This is a genomic window from Archaeoglobus fulgidus DSM 4304 (assembly GCF_000008665.1).
GTDB lineage: Archaea > Halobacteriota > Archaeoglobi > Archaeoglobales > Archaeoglobaceae > Archaeoglobus > Archaeoglobus fulgidus.
The window spans coordinates 430238-448823 of record NC_000917.1; the positions used below are offsets into that span (position 1 = coordinate 430238).

Annotated in this window: 20 protein-coding genes; 15 read left to right on the forward strand and 5 right to left on the reverse strand. The window is 48.5% G+C overall.

The features are described from left to right. Positions 1-13: 13 nt before the first annotated feature. Positions 14-577 (reverse strand): 2-oxoacid:acceptor oxidoreductase family protein, encoded by a 564-nt coding sequence (locus AF_RS02400; protein ID WP_010877978.1) that lies wholly within the window; start codon positions 575-577, stop codon positions 14-16. Positions 578-702: 125 nt separating this feature from the next. On the opposite strand from AF_RS02400, the gene AF_RS02405 reads away from it, so the two are divergent. Further along, positions 703-1665 (forward strand): AbrB/MazE/SpoVT family DNA-binding domain-containing protein, encoded by a 963-nt coding sequence (locus tag AF_RS02405; RefSeq protein WP_010877979.1) that lies wholly within the window; start codon positions 703-705, stop codon positions 1663-1665. 9 nt (positions 1666-1674) lie between these two features. Here the strand turns inward: AF_RS02405 and copA are convergent, their stop codons facing one another. Next, a complete protein-coding gene (copA, locus tag AF_RS02410; RefSeq protein WP_010877980.1) occupies positions 1675-4089 on the reverse strand; it encodes a copper-translocating P-type ATPase CopA in 2415 nt (804 codons plus the stop codon). A 48-nt stretch (positions 4090-4137) separates the two neighbouring features. Between copA and AF_RS02415 the strand changes: the two genes are divergently transcribed. Then, positions 4138-4680, forward strand: a complete 543-nt coding sequence (locus tag AF_RS02415) for a TRASH domain-containing protein (RefSeq protein ID WP_010877981.1) — start codon at positions 4138-4140, stop codon at positions 4678-4680. Here the strand turns inward: AF_RS02415 and arsB are convergent. Together arsB and hgcC are read right to left on the reverse strand one after the other, a co-directional pair. Further along, on the reverse strand, positions 4677-5738 hold the full coding sequence (arsB, locus tag AF_RS02420) for an ACR3 family arsenite efflux transporter (protein WP_048064625.1): 1062 nt from the start codon (positions 5736-5738) through the stop codon (positions 4677-4679). The two genes, AF_RS02415 and arsB, sit on opposite strands and share 4 nt — an antisense overlap. A gap of 47 nt (positions 5739-5785) precedes the next feature. Next, positions 5786-6025: an HgcAB-associated protein HgcC gene (gene hgcC / locus AF_RS02425; RefSeq protein WP_010877983.1), complete on the reverse strand. Its 240-nt coding sequence runs from the start codon at positions 6023-6025 to the stop codon at positions 5786-5788. A gap of 140 nt (positions 6026-6165) precedes the next feature. Here hgcC and AF_RS02430 point away from each other — a divergent pair, with 140 nt between their 5' ends. From AF_RS02430 to AF_RS02440, 3 genes are read left to right on the forward strand one after another with little or no spacing between them, the layout of a single operon-like run. Beyond that, entirely contained in the window at positions 6166-7395 is a 1230-nt protein-coding gene (locus tag AF_RS02430) for an ATP-binding protein (RefSeq protein ID WP_010877984.1), read from the forward strand. 2 nt (positions 7396-7397) lie between these two features. Beyond that, positions 7398-8162 carry an MBL fold metallo-hydrolase gene (locus tag AF_RS02435; RefSeq protein WP_010877985.1) on the forward strand — a complete coding sequence of 255 codons (765 nt, stop codon included), beginning with the start codon at positions 7398-7400 and terminating at the stop codon, positions 8160-8162. Beyond that, positions 8143-9090, forward strand: coding sequence for a hydantoinase/oxoprolinase family protein (locus AF_RS02440; RefSeq protein WP_048064243.1), 948 nt, complete (start codon positions 8143-8145; stop codon positions 9088-9090). The genes AF_RS02435 and AF_RS02440 overlap by 20 nt, the downstream gene beginning before the upstream one ends. On the opposite strand, the gene AF_RS02445 is transcribed toward AF_RS02440, so the two are convergent. Beyond that, positions 9067-9606 carry a class II aldolase/adducin family protein gene (locus tag AF_RS02445; protein ID WP_052270468.1) on the reverse strand — a complete coding sequence of 180 codons (540 nt, stop codon included), beginning with the start codon at positions 9604-9606 and terminating at the stop codon, positions 9067-9069. The genes AF_RS02440 and AF_RS02445 overlap by 24 nt on opposite strands. 91 nt (positions 9607-9697) lie before the next feature. On the opposite strand from AF_RS02445, the gene psmB reads away from it, so the two are divergent. From psmB to psmA, 10 genes are all read left to right on the forward strand, one after another. Beyond that, on the forward strand, positions 9698-10333 hold the full coding sequence (gene psmB / locus AF_RS02450) for an archaeal proteasome endopeptidase complex subunit beta (protein WP_048064626.1): 636 nt from the start codon (positions 9698-9700) through the stop codon (positions 10331-10333). 2 nt (positions 10334-10335) lie between these two features. After that, positions 10336-12234: a beta-CASP ribonuclease aCPSF1 gene (locus AF_RS02455; protein ID WP_010877989.1), complete on the forward strand. Its 1899-nt coding sequence runs from the start codon at positions 10336-10338 to the stop codon at positions 12232-12234. Between the two features lie 101 nt (positions 12235-12335). Next, complete coding sequence (locus tag AF_RS02460; RefSeq protein WP_010877990.1) at positions 12336-12551, forward strand: TFIIB-type zinc ribbon-containing protein; 216 nt, start codon at positions 12336-12338, stop codon at positions 12549-12551. A gap of 33 nt (positions 12552-12584) precedes the next feature. Continuing rightward, positions 12585-13721 (forward strand): GTP cyclohydrolase II, encoded by a 1137-nt coding sequence (gene ribA, locus AF_RS02465; protein WP_010877991.1) that lies wholly within the window; start codon positions 12585-12587, stop codon positions 13719-13721. After that, entirely contained in the window at positions 13706-14443 is a 738-nt protein-coding gene (locus AF_RS02470; protein ID WP_010877992.1) for a DUF2103 domain-containing protein, read from the forward strand. Before ribA ends, AF_RS02470 begins: the two co-directional genes overlap by 16 nt. Beyond that, positions 14421-14807, forward strand: coding sequence for a YkgJ family cysteine cluster protein (locus AF_RS02475; protein WP_010877993.1), 387 nt, complete (start codon positions 14421-14423; stop codon positions 14805-14807). Before AF_RS02470 ends, AF_RS02475 begins: the two co-directional genes overlap by 23 nt. A gap of 57 nt (positions 14808-14864) precedes the next feature. Further along, a complete protein-coding gene (locus AF_RS02480) occupies positions 14865-17198 on the forward strand; it encodes a penicillin acylase family protein (protein WP_010877994.1) in 2334 nt (777 codons plus the stop codon). Then, positions 17195-17515: a hypothetical protein gene (locus AF_RS02485; protein WP_010877995.1), complete on the forward strand. Its 321-nt coding sequence runs from the start codon at positions 17195-17197 to the stop codon at positions 17513-17515. The genes AF_RS02480 and AF_RS02485 overlap by 4 nt, the downstream gene beginning before the upstream one ends. Then, positions 17512-17841 carry an Rpp14/Pop5 family protein gene (locus AF_RS02490; protein ID WP_048064245.1) on the forward strand — a complete coding sequence of 110 codons (330 nt, stop codon included), beginning with the start codon at positions 17512-17514 and terminating at the stop codon, positions 17839-17841. Before AF_RS02485 ends, AF_RS02490 begins: the two co-directional genes overlap by 4 nt. Before the next feature lie 2 nt (positions 17842-17843). Then, positions 17844-18584: an archaeal proteasome endopeptidase complex subunit alpha gene (gene psmA / locus AF_RS02495; RefSeq protein ID WP_010877997.1), complete on the forward strand. Its 741-nt coding sequence runs from the start codon at positions 17844-17846 to the stop codon at positions 18582-18584. Positions 18585-18586 lie beyond the last annotated feature (2 nt).

The following is an 18586-nucleotide window of genomic DNA, read 5'->3' on the forward strand; positions in this document are numbered from 1 at the left end:
TAAAACCAAGAAGTCATGAAAGAATATATGGTTTAACCACATGCGAAACAACCTTGGGTTTGGTAACCCTCCTTCCCATCTCGAATCCGATTCTGAAAGCCTTTACGTTCTCCTCCGCCTTCCTCATTCTCTTCTGAATAACCACCTCCACTTTCTCGGGCTGCAATCCGAGCATAGCTGTCAGAGCTCCTATGGCAATCATGTTGGCAAATAAAGGAGTTCCGAACTCCCGAATGGATGTTTCGGTGAAGGGAAAGCCGAGCCCCCTCCTTGCATTCACAAGAGAGGAGTCGTAAATCACGTGGGTTTCTCCATCAACCTGAGGATAGTATTTTCTGTAAGCTGAATCGTGAAGAACTAAGAGATAATCAACTCTCCTCAATCCGGGAAAGTCAATTTCATCATCACTTACAATGATATCGGCCCTCGAAGCCCCACCTCTCGCTTCAGGGCCGTAACTCTGAGTTTGAACAACGTTTTTACCTTCAAGGGCGAAAGCTTCAGCTAAAACCAATCCGGCCTTAATCACACCCTGCCCCCCTGTTCCCGCAATCCTGATGTTTACCTCACGGGGCATGTTTAAATATTCCGCATGAAATTTTATAAATCTTTCCTATATATTACTCCCAACCCTTCAGATGAATACATCAACTATTGAGGCATACGTATTGTTTAAATACAACAAAAACAAATAGTTTATCAATGAAAATAAGGAAACTTCAACTCGTCGGCGGCTCAAGCTACGCTATCTCCCTGCCAAAAGAGTGGATTTCAAAGCACAACCTCAAGCAGGGAGATGAAGTTGTGCTGAGGGAGTTTGATGAGTTTATAGTTGTGCAGCCTCAAACAGTCGAAAAGGAGGTTAAAGTCGTCGTAAGGGACATTCCAAGCTTTGAAAAGAGGTTCCTTAGGAGGTTTTTGGGCTCAATCTACTCTCTCGGAGTTGACAGAATCGTTCTGGAGAAGGGAGGGATTGACAGGCACATTACAGACATTTCTGAAATTTCTCACCACTTTATCGGAATGGAGGTGCTCGACTGCACTTCAAACAGTGTTGTTTTGCAGATTTTCACAATTCCTGATTTTGACATTGTCACAATACTGAAAAGGATGCTTCAGATTCTTTCCGGACTGATGGGCGAGATGGAAAGGAGTTTGCCACTCGAAAGTCCAAATGTGAAGGAAATTCTCGAAAGGATTCAGAGGTATGAGGAGGATTTTGACAGGCTATATCTGCTTGCGGTCAGAATCGTCAACAGAGGAATGAAAAAGATTGCAGTGTCGAACTGGGATGAGCTGAGGTTTTTGCTTGGCTCAAGAATTATAGCAAAGTTCTACGAGGAGATTGCGGATACACTGCTAATCTTCTCACGGTACATATGGGATTACAGTTTGGATGTTAGAAGGGAAGTTCAGAAGTTTTTCTTTGACCTCCAGGAAGCTTTGGAGAAGAGTTTTAAGGCCTTCACGCAGTCGGAGATGTCTGTAATCGAGGATTACATTTCCTTTGTTGGAGAACTTTCACAAAAGATTCAGCAGTCGATAAGCAGCAATCCAGAGGGCATGATTGTCAAGGAGCTCCTCCTCCAGACGTGCAGAATGCTCGAGTCCATTGGCGAAATAGAGTTCAACAAAACTGTAAGGGAGATGCTGAAGCAGGAATAAAAAATTGAATTAGCTTCTGAGCTTTGCCTGGTATCCTGCTGCTTCAACTGCCTTTATGTATTTATCCACATCCTCTTTGTTTCCAGCAACAACAGCCTCGTTCAAATCGACCTTTTCAACCTTCGCTCCTGCTTCCTCCAAAGCCTTCTTCACCCTGGCCACGCAGTGGTGGCATGACAGTCCTGAAAGCTCCAATACAATCTTCTCCACACTATCACCTCCCCTCCTTATCGGAGGAACGTAATTTCTCAAGAGCAGGGAGTTTGCCACAACACTCACGCTGCTCATCGCCATAGCCAAACCTGCAAATTCGGGGCGGAAGACAACGCCAAAGATGGGATAAAGCAAGCCCGCCGCGGCGGGAATTAAGATTACGTTGTAAATCAAGGCCCAGAAAATGTTCTGCTTGATTTTGCTCATGGTCTTTCTGCTGAGCTGAATTGCCGCTACGACGTCCCTAAGGTCGTCCCTTATAAGCACAATGTCTCCGCTTTCAACAGCCACATCCGACCCGCTCCCTACGGCAATGCCGAGGTCTGCCTGAGCCAGTGCCGGGGCATCGTTTATGCCGTCCCCCACAAAGGCTACAACCTCCTTAGCCTGCAGCTTTTTGACCTCCTCGGACTTCTGATGTGGCAGAACCTCCGCAATGACGAGGTCGAGGTTCAGCTCTCTGGAAATGGCTTCGGCGCTCCTCCAGTTATCCCCTGTAATCATTCCAACCTTTATCCCCATTCTTTTAAGCTCCTGCACAGCAGGTTTCGCAGATTCCTTGAGCGTGTCAGAAACCGCTATAATCCCCTCAACTCTGCCGTTCCTTGCAACAATTACGGCGGTCTTGGCTTCCCTTTCCAGCTTCTCCAGCGCTAGCTCAACTTCATTGCTAACAGCAACCCCAAAGTCCTCCATCAACCTTTTGTTCCCCACCAAAATGCCGTCTGCCACAACACCTTCGCCAGCAATGACCTCAACCTTCTCGGGCTCGCCAAGCTCAATGCCATGCTCTAAAGCCTTTTTAACGATGGCCTCAGCAATGGGATGCTCACTCCTCCTCTCGGCTATCGCAGCCAACCTCAAAAGTTCCCTTTCATCCCCGTTGAGGGGAACTAAATCCGTAACCTCCGGTTTTCCTTTGGTGAGAGTGCCCGTTTTATCAAAAATTACAGCTGTGACCTTTTCAGCCACTTCGAGAGCGTCGGCATTTTTTATAAGAATTCCGAGCTCGGCCCCCTTTCCCATTCCAACAGTTAATGCTGTCGGTGTGGCAAGGCCGAAAGCGCAGGGGCAGGCAACCACCAGAACCGCGATGAGCGTTGTGAAGGCAAAGAGCAACGGAGCGTGGGCGATGAAGTACCAGTAAATGAAAGCTGAGATCGCAACGAGAAGCACTGTGGGGATGAAATATGCAACGACTTTGTCTGCCAGCCTTTGAATCGGAGGTTTGCTGCCCATCGCGTCCTCGACCAGCTTTACAATCTGGGCAAGAAGAGTTTCACCCCCAACCCTCGTGGCCCTTATTTTCAAAACACCCGTGTTGTTGATTGTTGCCCCGAAAACCTCATCACCTTTGCTCTTCAACACTGGCACAGGCTCACCTGAAATCATCGACTCGTCAACGTAGCTCTCCCCCTCCACCACCACACCGTCAACCGGTATCTTCTCCCCAGGCCTAACAATCACGATGTCTCCAACAGCAACCTCCTCAACCGGAACCGCTATTTCCTTTCCATCCCTGATTACAACCGCTGTTTTCGCCTGAAGCCCTACGAGCTTCTTTATGGCCTCCCCGGTTCTGCTCTTCGCCCTCGCCTCAAGCGTTCTGCCAAGGAGAAGAAAGGCAAGCAGCAAAACCGACGTCTCGTAAAAAGAGTATTCTCTTGGAAGGACTCCGGCGGTTGATAGAACGCTTGCAAGGAAAGCCGCCCCAACTCCCATTGAGTACATTACATCCATGTTAAGCGTTCTGCGCCTCAAAGCGGAGAATGCAGCCTTGAAAATCGAGCTCCCCGAATAAAAGATAGCGGGCAAGGCTATCAAGAGCTGAACGAAGTCCTCGTAAGGTAAGCTGATAAAGTGCGCAAGAAAGAGCAGCAATACTCCGGCAAAGGCTGCCACGTAGAGCTTCCTTTTCATTCTTGAAAGGTGCTCAACCTCCGCACTAACAGCAGCTTGCTCATCCACCACACCATAACCGAGGTCCTCAATCACCCTCTTTATCGTTTCAAAATCGATCCTTTTCTCGTCAAACCTTATAAAAGCCGTCTCGGTGGCGAGATTTACCCTAACCTCTTCAACACCCTCCAGGCTTCCAACAGCCGTCTCAATCGACTTGACGCACATGGCGCACGTCATTCCGGTAACTCTGACGGTTCTTTCCATTGGCGGAGTCTTGCTGGCTGAAGAGATATAAGTATCCTTTACCACTACGTAAAAATTGGATAAGCTTTTTTAACAATTTGTCAAATTTTTAGCATGAAACTCGACGAAGTTGACCTTAAAATTATCAACATTCTTAAAGCTAACTCCAGAGTCAGCATAACGGAGATTGCCAAGGCCCTCAACCTCAGCAGGCAGACTGTCAAGGCGAGAATCGAGAGGCTCGAGAATGAAGGAGTTATTGAGGGCTACACCATAAAGCTTGCCAGCAGCTTCGAGAATCTCGGAAGTTCTGCATATCTGCTTGCCAACACAGAGGACGCTGAAAAGATACTCGAGATGGAGGAGGTTGTTGAGGTCAATAGGATTGCCAGCAAAAAGTACCTCATCAGAGTTCAGCTGAACAGTCTCGAGGATTTGTCGAGAGTAATGGACAAAGCCGAGATTCTCGAGGTCTTTCCTGTTACTGAGAGAATAGCAAAAGAAGTGCCGTTCAAAGCCAAAGTAAACTACAGATGCGACTACTGCGGAAAGGAGATGTGCGATGAACCGATTGTTTACAGGCTAAAAAACAAAGTCTACGTTTTGTGCTGTAAGACTTGCCTCAGGGAGTTTAAAGAAATACAAAAAGAGAATTAGGCTTTGTAAAGCTTATCTCTCAGCTTAAGAGCAACGTTGACCAGCATAATCAAAACCGGAACCTCTATGAGCGGTCCAATCACTGTGGCAAAGGCCTGATTGCTGTGTATCCCCCAGATGGCAACAGCTACTGCAATTGCCAGCTCAAAGTCGTTGCTTGCAGCGGTGAATGAAACAGCGGTGGTTTTCGGATAGTCAACACCCAGCTTGTAGGCTATGAAGAAGGTTATGAACCACATGATGAGGAAGTATAGCGTCAGCGGGATTGCAACTCTAACAACCTGCATCGGCAGCTCGACGATGTACTCGCCCTTCAGTGAGAACATCACGACGATGGTGAAGAGCAGTGCTGCGGGCGTGATGAGGCTTATTTTCGGAGCCAGAACGTTTTCAAACCACTCTCTTCCCTTAAGCCTGAAGCTGCCGTACCTTGTGGCAACGCCCATGATGAAGGGAATTCCGAGGTAGATGAAGACAGTCTTTGCTGCCTCGACTATGCTCACGTTGGCCTCAACTCCCTCAACCAGCCCGAGGGCGTTCAGAGCGAAGGTGATGAAGATGTAGATGTAAACCGCATAGAAGAGAATCTGGAAGATGGCGTTAAAGGCCACAAGCCCAACCGCAAGCTCTCTGTCACCCTCAGCAAGCTCGTTCCATACTATGACCATTGCAATGCATCTCGCCAGCCCAACGAGGATAACACCAATCATGAACTCCGGCATGTCCCTCAGAAGAGCGATGGCAAGCAAAAACATCACCACTGGCCCCACAATCCAGTTCTGCGTTAGAGAGAAGGCGAGAAGCTTGAGGTTGCTGAATACCTTTCCCATCTCCTCATACCTGACCTTGGCGAGAGGTGGGTACATCATCAGAATAAGGCCAATGGCAATGGGAATGGATGTTGTGCCAATGCTGAGAGAGCCGATGATGTTCGCAATGTCAGGATAGACATAGCCGAGGGCAACTCCCCCAATTATTGCGAGAAAGATCCACAGAGTCAGAAATTTCTCGATTATTGAGAGCTCCTTCTTCTCCTCAAGCGTTACGTAGTGTTCCACCACCTTTTCAGCCTTCTTGATGTCCCTTTCTATGTCATCAATTCTGCTCACCCTACCACCCCCTTAAGCATAGGTGCGATAATGCTCCTCATCTCCTCGTCCACCAACTCCGCCTTAACGAGAATAAGGCAGCAAACCTCTTCGTTCTCATCACAGCCAGCAATTGCAACAAGCCTGTCTCCCGCTTTCAGTCCGGCTCTCTCCCTTAGCTCTTTGGGCAGCAAAATCTGGCCCTTTGAGTCCATTGTGAGCACGGCTTCAATTTTCGTAGCTTTACAACTTTTCATGATTTTCCTAAAAATCGGATTTGATAAAGTTTTCTGAATCAGCTTGTAACTTTAAACCTAAAACTTAACCAAAAACGAAGTCAGGCAGAACTCCCAAAAAATTTAAATCACGATTCGGTGATTTGTAGGAAGTGTCCCAGATGAGCGCTGTTAAGCTTGTGGAACTTCTGCTAACTGCAGAAATATTCAACAGGTATGAGGAGCTAACTGAAGATGACATACCGAAGGAAATCAGGAAACTGCTCTACAACAAGGGAGGTATAAAAAGACCGGTAGTGATCAGGGAGGATACTGTAATGAGATATGCGGGGAAAGTTGAGCAGAAGCCACCTTTTGTTGACCTTAACTCCTTCTCAAGACAGTACATTCTCACATCCTTTGATTTAGCTGTCAAATGGTTTGCAAGCAGGGGAGTTGAGTTGATAAAGAAAAACCCCGCACTCGCTTACTTCTACCAGAATTACGACTCCCTCGATGTATCCTACGAGGAGGCGAAGAAGGCCAACCTTCCGAAGCACGGAGACAAGGAGTGGCTCAAAGGCTTGATAGAGGAACTTGAGAAGAAGGACGAGACAAGGGAGATGCTGTCCCTTGTGAGAGTGCTGTCCCCCGAAGAAATTCCAGTTGACTTCAGGGAGGTGGCCCTAAGCGAGGAGCAGCTTGAAGAGGTCAGGAAGATTGAGATTGCATTGGAAGAGAGAAGTTTTCTGAGGAAAATTGGCCTTTCGGACATTGGTAAGCTTCTGTTCATAGGCCCGCCCGGCACGGGAAAAACCACCACTGCGAGGGCCTTGAGCAAAAAGCTTTACCTTCCACTGCTTGAAGTGAAGCTCTCAATGATTACAAGCCAGTATCTTGGCGAGACTTCGAAGAACATCGAGAAAATCTTCGACATAGCGAGAATGATGTCTCCCTGCATTCTGTTCATTGACGAGTTTGATTATGTTGCCAAAATGAGGACGAGCGACGAGCATGCTGCCATTAAAAGGGCCGTTAACACCCTCCTTAAATCCATCGACGACATAAACCTCGTTGAGGATGGAGTTCTGCTTATAGCTGCAACAAACCACCCCTCCCTGCTCGACCCTGCAGTCTGGAGGAGGTTCGACAAGGTTATTGAGTTCCCTGAGCCTGCTGAAGCCATCAGGAAGAGAATCTTTGAAATATTTCTGGCAAGAATTGATGGCAATTTCAACATTGACGAGCTTGTGAGGGAGACCGATGGGTTTACGGGAGCGGACATAAAGCTCGTTGTTAGGGAAGCTGTTCTCGATGCCCTCCTTCAGGGGAGAAGAGAGCTCACTCAGGAAGACCTTCTGAATGCGATAAGGGAAGTCAGGGAGAGGCTCAAGCTTAAGAAATCCTACTGACCATGATAGTCACTCTGCTTGGAACAGGTGACTCTCCCGGCACCCCTATTCTCAACTGTCACTGCAGAACTTGCGAGGATGCGAGGAGGAAGGGATGGGAGAGGAAGAGGTTCTCGGTGATGGTTCAGAACAACGGCAAGACTGTGCTGATTGACACCTCTCCCGATTTGCGGAGGCAGCTTCTCGACTGCGGGGTGGAGAAGGTTGATGCGGTGATATGGACTCACTGCCACTTCGACCACTTTGGAGGTTTTGGCGAGTTTTACAGGGTCCAGAACAACGTTAAGGTTTACTCCACCCCTCAAATTCACGAAGATATAGGCCACTTCATGAAGTTCATGTCCTACAAGCCTGTAGAGGTGGAGGCGTTCGAGAATTTTACCATTGCCGGTATGGACTTCACACTCCTGCCGGTAAACCACCCGCCTGTGAGCGCTGTGGGAGTCAAGGTGGAGTGGAAGGGCTACAAGGTTGTCGTCAGCGGGGATACCAACGTGAGGATTCCTGAAGCAACTCTGAGAGAAATGCAGAATCCCGATTTGCTCATCGTAGAGGCTTTGGCCCCAACTGGGAGGTTCAGGAAACACATGAATGCGAAAGAGGCTTTAGAACTCGCCAAAAGGCTGAATGCCGGCAAAGTCGTCCTCACGCACCTCGGCCACTTCTTCCCGCCGCACCATCTTGCGATTAAAAGTTATCCCGTGGGAGAGGATTATCAGTCCTTTTCCTTCGGAGAGGGGAGGCTCGATGAGTTCTTTGGGGATTGATATCGGCGGAGCGAACCTTAAAGTTGCTTCGAAGGATGGATGGGAGATAATATATTTCCCAATGTGGAGGGAGGCGGAGAGGCTAGAGGGCAAGCTGAGGGAGATTGCAGAGAAATATTCAACTGCTAAAGCAGGAGTTGTGATGACCGCAGAGCTTGCGGACTTTTTCAAGTCAAGGGCAGAGGGTGTTGAGTTTATAGCAAAGGCCTGCAAAAAGGCCTTCGAAGATGTGAGATTTCTGGACGTTGAAGGCAACTTAAAATCAGACATAGACAATCCCGAAAACTTTGCAGCCAGCAACTGGGTGGCTTCTTGCAGATTTCTGCTGGAGGAGGCTTACAGAAACTTTCTCTTCGTTGACATGGGCTCTACAACCACAGATATAATCCCTGTCACTTCTAAAATTGAGGCTGCAAAAACGGACTTTGAAAGGCTTAAGAGGGGCGAATTAATTTACTTCGGTGTTTTGAGGACACCGGTTTTTTACGTCCTTAAAGAATTTGAAGGAGCCCCCCTCTGCCCTGAGTTCTTTGCCATAACTGCGGACGTTTTTGTTACCACGGGAGATATTAAAGAAGAGGACTACAGCTGCGACACTCCCGATGGAAAAGGCAGAAGCAGAGAGGAGTGCATGAGAAGGCTTGCAAGGACAGTTTGCAGTGATCTGGAGGAGCTTGGAGAGGAAAAGGTTAAAGAGCTTGCTCTGGAAGCGAAATGGGCCATGATTGACAGGCTGTCTGAAGTTATCGAGCATAAGTCAAAGATTTACGGCTTAAAGACTGTCTTCGCATGCGGCATTGGAGAGTTTTTGATTGCTGAAGCCTGTGAGGAGGCAGGTGCGGAGTGCAGATTGATTTCGGAGCTATATGGGGATTATTCAAAGCTTTTCCCCGCTTACGCAATGCTAAAGCTTGTTGAGCAGCATTGAGCGGTAAAGGATTTCACAGGAGTGTTCAACGTAGCTTGCTTTGTTGTAAGCATCCCTCAAGCTCTTTCCTGCTGCGTAGATTCCGTGATTTCTTACAACAGCCACACCTTTCCTTTTCACTACCTCAGCTATCCCTTCAGCGAGCTCTGGAGAGCCGAACTGCCCTTCAACAACCTCAACTTCGCCAAAGTAAAGCTTGCCTTCCAGATCAAGGGGCTCAATCCTGTCCATTTTGTTCCCCAAAACCACGTTGAAAACACCATGACAGTGCAGGACAGCGTTGTAGTCAGTTTTCTCGTAAATCTTGAGGTGGATTAGCTGGTCAACTGATGCTTCCTTCACAAACTCTCCCGGCTTGATTTTGACGAAGGATGAATCGGTTAGGTCATCAAGATTCTCACCGGAGCGGGTTATGTAAATTGAATCAGCCATTTTGAAGCTCATATTACCGCTCGCCCCGTCAATTAGCCTAGCTGCAGCGAGAAGTTTTCCAACCTTTATCGCCTCTTCGAACATGATTTCAAAAGAACGAAACATTTAAAAATCTTTTTTCTCTATTGAAGGTTGCCTTAGGGCTATTTTAAAAAGCAAAAACAAAGTGATGAGCATGATAGAGGAGAAGATATATAAGGGAACCACGACGGTGGGCTTGGTTTGTAAGGACGGAGTAGTCATGGCTACCGAAAAGAGAGCCACGATGGGAAACTTCATTGCCAGCAAAGCTGCAAAGAAAATCTACCAGATTGCCGACAGAATGGCCATGACCACCGCGGGCAGTGTTGGTGACGCTCAGTTCCTCGCAAGGATCATTAAAATCGAGGCAAACCTGTACGAGATAAGGAGGGAAAGAAAACCGACCGTCAGGGCGATAGCAACCCTAACGTCCAACCTTCTCAACTCCTATCGCTATTTCCCCTACCTGGTGCAGCTTCTCATAGGCGGAATTGACTCAGAGGGGAAGAGCATATACTCCATCGACCCAATCGGTGGTGCAATAGAGGAGAAGGATATCGTTGCCACTGGCAGTGGTAGCCTTACCGCCTACGGTGTGCTTGAGGACAGATTCACACCGGAAATTGGAGTCGACGAGGCGGTTGAGCTTGCGGTGAGGGCCATATACTCCGCAATGAAAAGAGACTCTGCTTCGGGAGATGGAATTGACGTGGTGAAGATAACTGAGGATGAGTTTTACCAGTACAGTCCCGAAGAGGTTGAGCAGATACTGGCCAAGTTCAGGAAATAAGGATGACGAAGTATCTGGATGAAATACGGGAGAAGGTAAAGGAGTACCTACCGCCGAAGGTTAGGGTAAAGAGCATAGAATTCGAGGGGCCTCAGCTTGTAATATACGTTGAGAACCCGCAGGAGCTGGCAGAGGTCGATATAGTCAAGAAACTCGCAAAGGACCTGAGAAAGAGAATTATCATTCGAGCTGATCCGAAATCCCTGAAACCTCCTGAGAAGGCAAGGCAGATAATAATGCAAATCGTTCCCGAGGATGCAAGGATTTCCAACATCTTTTTTGACGAAGAGAACGGCGAGGTAATAATAGAAGCGGAGAAGCCGGGAGTTGTCATCGGAAAGCAGGGCTCCACATTCAGAGAGATAATGCGAGCCGTTGGCTGGAGCCCGAGAGTCGTTCGAACTCCACCCATAAAGTCCAAGATTATCGACAACATCAGAAACTACCTGCTGAGCGTGAGAGAGGAGAGGAGCGAAATTCTGAAGAGAATTGGGGAAAGGATACACAGAACCTCGCTCATAGACGAAAAGTGGGTGAGGGTAACTTTCCTCGGCGGTAGCAGAGAGGTGGGGAGAAGCTGCTACTTGCTCCAGACACCTGAGAGCAGAATTCTGATTGACTGCGGAGTGAATGTGAGCAATCTCTCAAGCACACCTTACCTGTATGTTCCAGAAGTGCAGCCACTCGACGCCCTTGATGCTGTTGTGATAACTCACGCTCACCTCGACCACTGCGGGCTCGTGCCGTTGCTTTACAAATTCGGCTACAGAGGGCCGATTTACCTCACACCCCCAACGAGGGACCTGATGGTTTTGCTTCAGCTTGATTTTCTTGAAGTGGCGGGTAGAGAGGGGACAAACCCTCCCTACAGCTCAAATCTCATCAGGGAGGCTTTGAAGCACACAATAACTCTTGATTACGGAGTTGTTACGGATATCAGCCCCGACGTGAGGCTGACCTTCTACAACGCCGGCCACATTCTCGGGTCCGCCATCGCTCACTTCCACATCGGGGAGGGGCACTACAACATTGCATTTACGGGAGACTTCAAGTTCGAGAAGACAAGGCTGTTCGACAGGGCTGCGACCAATTTTCCCAGGCTTGAAGCGCTAGTGATGGAAGCAACCTACGGTGGTCCAAACGACTTCCAGCCTTCAAGGAAGGAAGCTGAGGAGAGGCTGATAGAGGTCATCAACAGAACTCTCGACAGGGGAGGAAAGGTGCTGATTCCAACTTTCGCAGTGGGAAGGAGCCAAGAAGTAATGATCGTTCTTGAGGAAGCTATGAGAGAGAAGAGGCTGAGGGAAACATACGTTTACCTCGACGGAATGATTTACGAGGCAACGGCAATCCATACAGCGTATCCAGAGTACCTTAACGCACAACTCCGAGACCTGATTTTCTACCACGGGATAAATCCCTTCATAAGCGAAAATTTCGTTAGGGTCGATTCCTCCTCAAAGAGGGAGGAAGTTATAAGCGACCCATCACCGAGCATCATAATAGCCACCTCAGGTATGCTAAACGGTGGGCCTGTGATGGAGTACTTCAGGCATCTTGCTGAGGACGAGAGAAACACCATCGTCTTTGTTGGCTATCAGGCTGAAGGGACGCTGGGGAGGAAAATCCAAAAGGGTTGGAAGGAGGTACCTTTCCCAGTTGATGGTAGAAGAGAGGTTGTTGAGGTAAAGATGGAAGTTGAGACCGTTGACGGATTCTCGGGCCACTCCGACAGGAAGCAGCTTATGAACTACATACGCTACCTCAACTCCAAGCCAGAGAAGGTTGCAACAGTGCACGGAGACGAGTCGAAGTGCATAGATTTAGCCTCAAGCATATACAAGACCTACAGAATCGAAACGAGAGCTCCGATGAATCTGGAGACGATTAGGTTTGTTTGAGGTTTTATTTCAAGTACAAAAACGTTTGTAAGGGAACTCTATTTCAACTCGAAAAATGCAGGTTTGGATACTTTTATTACACCTGAAATCAAACTCCCACCATGAAGAGGATTCTCGTCTGTCCGGTTTGCAAATCAAAGGAAGTGGAGCTTGATGCTGGCGGTTATACGGGGAAGTACTACTGCAAAAACTGTGGATACGTGGGAAGCTTCATATTGGAGATGACCGAGGGAGAATACAGAGAAATGATGGAGAAGGAGAAGTTTGAAAGGAAAGAAGATGAGAAATCAAAGCCGAAAGGTGTGAGGGAGGATTAAATTAAGTTTATATTCCCCCGACCAACTTTTTTCATGGAAGAGGTTTCATCTCACGTAAAATCCGGAAAGCCTGTAATGATTCTTGATTCGGAAAAAAGCGCCATCTGCATTCCCGCAGAGGTTGTCAGCGGAGAAATACTCAACTTCATGATGAAGAACTGCGATGAGATTCGTTTGGCCTTAACCTGGAAGCAGATTCTTAACCTCGGCCTTAACAGGTTCAGGTTCCAGAACGGGAACTTAATTCCAATCGACCCAAATCTTGAGAAAATTTCGGCAGAGGAAAGGGCAAAATTCATCAGAGAGTTGGTTAGCGGTAATGCTGGCGACATCAAGTATCCCGGCAGAATATTCGTAGAAGAGACCAAGGAGATGGGAGTGCTGGAGAGGCCGGGGATAGCCGAAGCTTGCGTTGATCTGGCGAGGATGGCAGGGTTCGCCCCCTCTGCCGTTTACGCTCCTCTCATGACGGCAGAAGGTGGCGTTGCTGGGGAGGATTATGCTCTAAAATTTGCCAAAGAGCACTCAATGCCCGTTTTCAGGATAAAAGACATGATTGAGTTCAGGATAAAGTCAGAAAAGATTGTTGAGAGGGTTATTGAAGCCACTCTCCCGACAAAGTTCTACGGCACCTTCAGGGCTGTGGGCTACAAAACACCTTTGGGGGAGATAGTCGCCCTCGTTAAGGGTAGGGTTGATGAGGGAGACGTTCTGGTTAGAATCCACTCGGAGTGCCTGACGGGCGACGTTTTTCACTCACTGCGGTGTGATTGCGGAGACCAGCTTGAGAACGCTCTGAAAATGATTGACAGAGAGGGTAAGGGCGTGGCAATCTACATGAGGGGCCATGAGGGCAGAGGGATAGGGCTCATAAACAAGCTTATGGCCTACAAGCTTCAGGAAGAGGGAAAGGATACCGTAGATGCAAACATCGAGCTCGGATTTCCTCCCGACATGAGGAGCTACGGAATCGCCGCCCAGATTCTCATGGATTTGAAGGTCAAGAGCATCAGGCTGCTCACCAACAATCCCCTCAAAATAGAGGAGCTTAAGAAGTACGGATTCAAAATCGTTAGAGAGCCGATTGAGGTAGAACCCTGCGAGGTCAATCTGCCCTATCTTAAAGCGAAGAAGGACAAGATGGGACACTTGATATGCTTCAACGACTGATTTGTGAGTGTGGAGCTGAGCTGAGCAGCTGCGCGGCCTTCTGCCTTAACTGTGGGAGGAGACACGCTGTTGGTTGCGGAGTTTACGTTTCTGAAAGCAGGGTTTTCGTCAGAATTTTTGGAGAGAGGGATTTTGAGGAGTTTTCAATTAAGAGGTACGATGAGGATGTTTCGATAAGAAACCTCTACGAGATTCTTGCAGAGAGAATTTACTCCTACAGAGTGGAGAGCATTGTGGTTTCAGGAGAGAGCGAGGAGCTTATTGATGAGGCGCTAGAGGGGTTGAGGAGCACGCTTTACCCCTTTGACGTTTCGGTGAGCGACGCATTTGATTCGCCACAAAGCTTCTTTGAGAGGTTGGAGCGTGTTTTGAGGCTGGAAAAGGAGCTGAAAACCGTAAAAATACCTCCGGAAGAAAAGATACACGGCAGCCACTCCACCATAATCGGCGGGAGGGAGGGTTATAAGCTGATACTCTCCCTTGCCAAATCACCCTACGTGAAAAAGGTCGTTCCGGGTGTTATTGAGGGAAATGCGACGAGCATAGGTGGAGGAGTTAAGCTCAAGCTCACGAGAAGCGACGAAAAGGGGAACGTTAGAGCCTTGCTTATCGACGGCTCCTCCGTGCAGCAGGTTTACGTTATAACCACAGCTTCCAGCAGGGAAGAGGGAGAGGAGGTTTTAAAACTTCTTAGCGGGTATGTACGCGATTTACAGGAGTGAGGGCATAGAGGTTGCCATACCTTTTGAGTGCAGAATGTGCGGGAAGTGCTGCGAGAAGCTAAGCCAGTGCGTTTACGACCCCAGTAAGGGCAAGATTATTGCAGAGGCGGATTTGGGGCTATTTGAGTACGTTGAGCTGAATGACGTTGAGTTGAAAAGCCCTATTCTGATCAAACCGTGTCCTTTCCTCAAAGATAACAGATGCGCAATTCATGAAATCAGACCGAAAAGCTGCAGGGAGTTTCCCTTAACGGAGAGGGGAGACATGGGTGTGGGCTGTGAAGGCTACAGGGAAATTCGAGCGAAGGCTAAGGCTGTGGAAAAAGCGCTGGGAAAGCTTGAGTTTGCCGGAAGGCTGGACTGACGGAGGCTGGATTAGTCAAAACATAAAAATTAAATAATTTCAAATTTCATCGAAGCTATGAAGAAATTGTATGCGGCCATCCCGTTGGCAGTTCTGGTTTTGCTCGTCCTTCTTGCCCACAGCTACTTGAACCTGCTTGCCCCCTTCAGCGGCAGCTTGTGGGAAATTGATATATCAAAGGAAATTCCCAACCCCTACGGGTGGGCGGAGGTTTACTTTGACGAATACGGTGTGCCGCACATAGTTGCGGAGAACGAAAAAGCTCTTGCTTTTGCTGTCGGCTACGTTCATGCCAAAGACAGGCTTTTCCAGATGGACCTGCACCGCAGGATGATGAAGGGGCAGCTTAGCGAGGTTTTCGGTGAAGACTTCTTCGATTCAGACGAATTCCATGTTAAAATGGACTTTTTGGGGGCTGCGGAGGCTTCTTGGAGTGTTCTCAAGGATTCTGAAATTGGCGATTTGCTCGTTGCCTACAGCGAGGGTGTTAATTACTACATCAAAAATCGCCCACTTCCGATGGAGTTCAAGCTTGCAGGATACAAGCCTAAGGAGTGGACACCAGTTGACTCACTTCTCCTCGGAAAGGAGATATCCTGGAGTCTGACGGGCAGGTTCTGGGATCTGGAAAGGTCCTTTATTGTTGAAAAGCTTGGTGAAAAAGCTCTGGAGCTTTATCCGGACTACTTGAACCACTCTTACCCGATAATCAGAACGGGAATGGTGAACAAATCTCTGCTCGAATGGCTAAAGCCTTTTGAGGCTAAAGACGGTTTTGGCTCGAACAACTGGGTTGTTTCCGGCAAGCTCACAGCAAACGGAAAGCCGATGCTTGCCAACGACCCCCATCTGCTCCTAATGGCTCCTCCCGTTTGGTATGAAATGCACCTGAAAGTGAACGGAGAGAATGTGAGAGGTGTCTCCCTTCCCGGTGTGCCAGTTATTCTGATAGGAATGAACGATTACGTTGCCTGGGGCTTCACCAACGTAGGGGCGGATGTAATAGACTTCTACTACTACGTGTGGAACGGAGATAAGTATCTCTACAAGGGAGAGTGGCTCGAACCGGAAAAATCGATTAAAGTTGTGAAGGTTAAGACCAAAAAGGGCATTGAGGAGAGGCAGGTGGTTGTGGAGAAAACCGTTCACGGGCCCGTGTTGGAGAAGTACGGCAGGAAGATTGCCGTTGCGTGGACGGGCTTAACGGCAACGACCGAGGCGCTTGCGGTTTACAAGTACAACCACGCGCACAACATCTCGGAATTCATGGAGGGGCTGAAGCTCTTCGACGTACCAGCACAAAACGTCGTCTATGCGGATATTTACGGAAACGTGATGTACTACCCCGCAGGAAAGTTCCCTATAAGGCTGGTCAACGGAACAGAGGTTCCGGGAAACGTTATCTTCAACGGCTCGGCGGGAGAGGGGGAGTGGAGAGGCTTCAAACCTTACGGCATCTCCAGCTGGGACGGCTTCATCCCATTTGAGGAGATTCCCCACCTGATAAACCCTGACTACGTTGGAACGGCGAACCAGAGGGTGGTGTTCGGCTATCAGCACTACCTCGGCGATTCGATGTACTTCGCAGACCCCTACAGAGGGATGAGGATTTACGAGATGCTTGATGAAGCCGCCAACTCAGGCGAGAAGATTACCCCCGAATACTTCATGAAAATGCAGAGAGACGTTTACTCCAAACCGGCTGAGTTCTTCACACCCTTCATCTTCGAGGCTGAGGAAAAAATGAGTGATAAGGCGAGGAGTTATGCGGAAAAGCTGAGAAACTGGGACTTCAGAATGCAGAAGGACAGCGAAGCGGCGCTGATATTCTCCATCTGGCTTGATGAGTTCGTTAACGAGACCTTTGGGGATGAGTTCTACTCTGCAGGATTGGAAAGCAGCTTCTATCCTCACCTCTACGTCCTCCAGAACTTGCCCTCTAACAGCATATGGTATGATGACATCAGAACCGAGCAGAGGGAGCAGAGAGATGATATTGCGGCAAGAGCGATGGAGAAGGCTGTTGAAATCATAGAAACCAAGGGATATAGAGTTTATGGGGACTACAACAGGCTTGAAATCAAGCATGCCTTCAGCAGCTTCGTGAAATTCTTCGACTATCCATCCATGCCGATGAATGGCTCCACCTACACCGTTTTCAACTTCAGAAGGGCCGTTGACTGGGGAACGGGATTATCGCAGGCAGGAAGCAGCTGGAGGATGATAGTCAACTTTGACGAGAACTACTGCGTAATTCCGGGTGGGAATTCGGGCAACTACTTCTCTCCCCACTACTACGATCAGCTCGAAATGTGGGCGAATGGGCAGTACAAGAGCTTTGATTTCAACGTGAGGGGTGAAAAGATAGTTTTCAGGGAGGTGAGCTCATGAAGAGACTTATTTTTGTAATAGGTGTTTTCATCGTAGCTCTTGCGCTCTCCGCTTTCCACTGGGTTGGCATCATAATCGGAGGGCTGATTGTGGGGTACTTCTCTAAGAATTTGAAGGAAGCGGTTGCTGCTGGCTTAGCGCTGAGCCTGTTCATCTTCGGAGCCTTTCTTGCCTACTTGGCCTACATGGGAATGCTTGAGAAGTTTCTTACCCTCTCACCACTGCCTTACATAAGCATTCTGCTGTGCATGGCTCTCGCGGTAATTTCCGCAACCATCACAAACTTTTTTTCACCTTTCGCAGTAAAGCAATCGTGAAGGGTTTGCCACCATCACTGAGAAGCAGAAAAAGATATATTGCCTTCAGGATTATAGCTGAAAAAAAGATCGACGAGAGGTCACTTTCCCGCGCTCTCTCAGAGAAAATGCTGAGCCTGTTCGGAGAGTGCTTTGCAGCCAGCGGACTCAGGCTGGAAGCATTCGACGGAGAGAGGGGGATAGTAAGGTGCTACAGGGAAGCGCTCGATAAGGTGATGGTGGCTCTCACGTTAATGACGCACGTGGGAGGTGTGAGGGTAATCCCGCTGACATTGGGTGTCAGCGGTACAATAAAAAGGTGTAAAAGAAAGTATTTGGAGGTGTGAACATGCATTTACCGCAAATGGGATATGATAGGGCAATAACGGTATTCAGCCCTGATGGAAGACTGTTCCAGGTGGAATACGCCAGAGAGGCTGTAAAAAGAGGAGCAACGGCTATAGGCATTAAGTGCAAAGAGGGTGTCATCCTGATAGCTGATAAGAGGGTAGGCAGCAAGCTTCTCGAGGCGGACACGATTGAGAAGATATACAAGATTGACGAGCACATCTGTGCCGCAACATCTGGACTAGTGGCGGATGCAAGGGTGCTTATCGACAGGGCGAGAATAGAGGCCCAGATTAACAGGCTTACCTACGATGAGCCTATAACGGTGAAGGAGCTTGCAAAGAAAATCTGCGACTTCAAGCAGCAGTACACTCAGTACGGAGGTGTAAGGCCCTTTGGCGTTTCGCTTCTCATCGCCGGTGTCGATGAGGTTCCGAAGCTATACGAAACTGACCCAAGCGGTGCCCTGCTGGAGTACAAGGCAACGGCCATAGGTATGGGCAGAAATGCAGTTACCGAGTTCTTCGAAAAGGAGTACCGCGATGACCTCAGCTTCGATGACGCCATGGTTCTCGGACTCGTTGCAATGGGACTTTCCATTGAATCGGAGCTCGTCCCGGAGAACATCGAGGTTGGCTACGTTAAAGTTGACGACAGAACCTTCAAGGAAGTGTCTCCTGAGGAGCTCAAGCCTTACGTGGAGAGAGCGAACGAGAGGATTAGGGAGCTGCTGAAGAAGTGAAG

What these genes read in the sequence shown, in the direction of transcription:
- hgcC (WP_010877983.1), bottom strand. Translation starts at nt 6,025, where the DNA reads ATGAAAAGTTGTAAAGCTACGAAAATTGAAGCCGTGCTCACAATGGAC.
- AF_RS02445 (WP_052270468.1), bottom strand. Translation starts at nt 9,606, where the DNA reads ATGTTCGAAGAGGCGATAAAGGTTGGAAAACTTCTCGCTGCAGCTAGG.
- psmA (WP_010877997.1), top strand. Translation starts at nt 17,844, where the DNA reads ATGCATTTACCGCAAATGGGATATGATAGGGCAATAACGGTATTCAGC.
- AF_RS02460 (WP_010877990.1), top strand. Translation starts at nt 12,336, where the DNA reads ATGAAGAGGATTCTCGTCTGTCCGGTTTGCAAATCAAAGGAAGTGGAG.
- AF_RS02435 (WP_010877985.1), top strand. Translation starts at nt 7,398, where the DNA reads ATGATAGTCACTCTGCTTGGAACAGGTGACTCTCCCGGCACCCCTATT.
- AF_RS02430 (WP_010877984.1), top strand. Translation starts at nt 6,166, where the DNA reads ATGAGCGCTGTTAAGCTTGTGGAACTTCTGCTAACTGCAGAAATATTC.
- AF_RS02405 (WP_010877979.1), top strand. Translation starts at nt 703, where the DNA reads ATGAAAATAAGGAAACTTCAACTCGTCGGCGGCTCAAGCTACGCTATC.
- AF_RS02485 (WP_010877995.1), top strand. Translation starts at nt 17,195, where the DNA reads ATGAAGAGACTTATTTTTGTAATAGGTGTTTTCATCGTAGCTCTTGCG.
- AF_RS02400 (WP_010877978.1), bottom strand. Translation starts at nt 577, where the DNA reads ATGCCCCGTGAGGTAAACATCAGGATTGCGGGAACAGGGGGGCAGGGT.
- AF_RS02415 (WP_010877981.1), top strand. Translation starts at nt 4,138, where the DNA reads ATGAAACTCGACGAAGTTGACCTTAAAATTATCAACATTCTTAAAGCT.
- AF_RS02440 (WP_048064243.1), top strand. Translation starts at nt 8,143, where the DNA reads ATGAGTTCTTTGGGGATTGATATCGGCGGAGCGAACCTTAAAGTTGCT.
- ribA (WP_010877991.1), top strand. Translation starts at nt 12,585, where the DNA reads ATGGAAGAGGTTTCATCTCACGTAAAATCCGGAAAGCCTGTAATGATT.
- psmB (WP_048064626.1), top strand. Translation starts at nt 9,698, where the DNA reads ATGATAGAGGAGAAGATATATAAGGGAACCACGACGGTGGGCTTGGTT.
- AF_RS02455 (WP_010877989.1), top strand. Translation starts at nt 10,336, where the DNA reads ATGACGAAGTATCTGGATGAAATACGGGAGAAGGTAAAGGAGTACCTA.
- AF_RS02475 (WP_010877993.1), top strand. Translation starts at nt 14,421, where the DNA reads ATGTACGCGATTTACAGGAGTGAGGGCATAGAGGTTGCCATACCTTTT.
- AF_RS02470 (WP_010877992.1), top strand. Translation starts at nt 13,706, where the DNA reads ATGCTTCAACGACTGATTTGTGAGTGTGGAGCTGAGCTGAGCAGCTGC.
- AF_RS02480 (WP_010877994.1), top strand. Translation starts at nt 14,865, where the DNA reads ATGAAGAAATTGTATGCGGCCATCCCGTTGGCAGTTCTGGTTTTGCTC.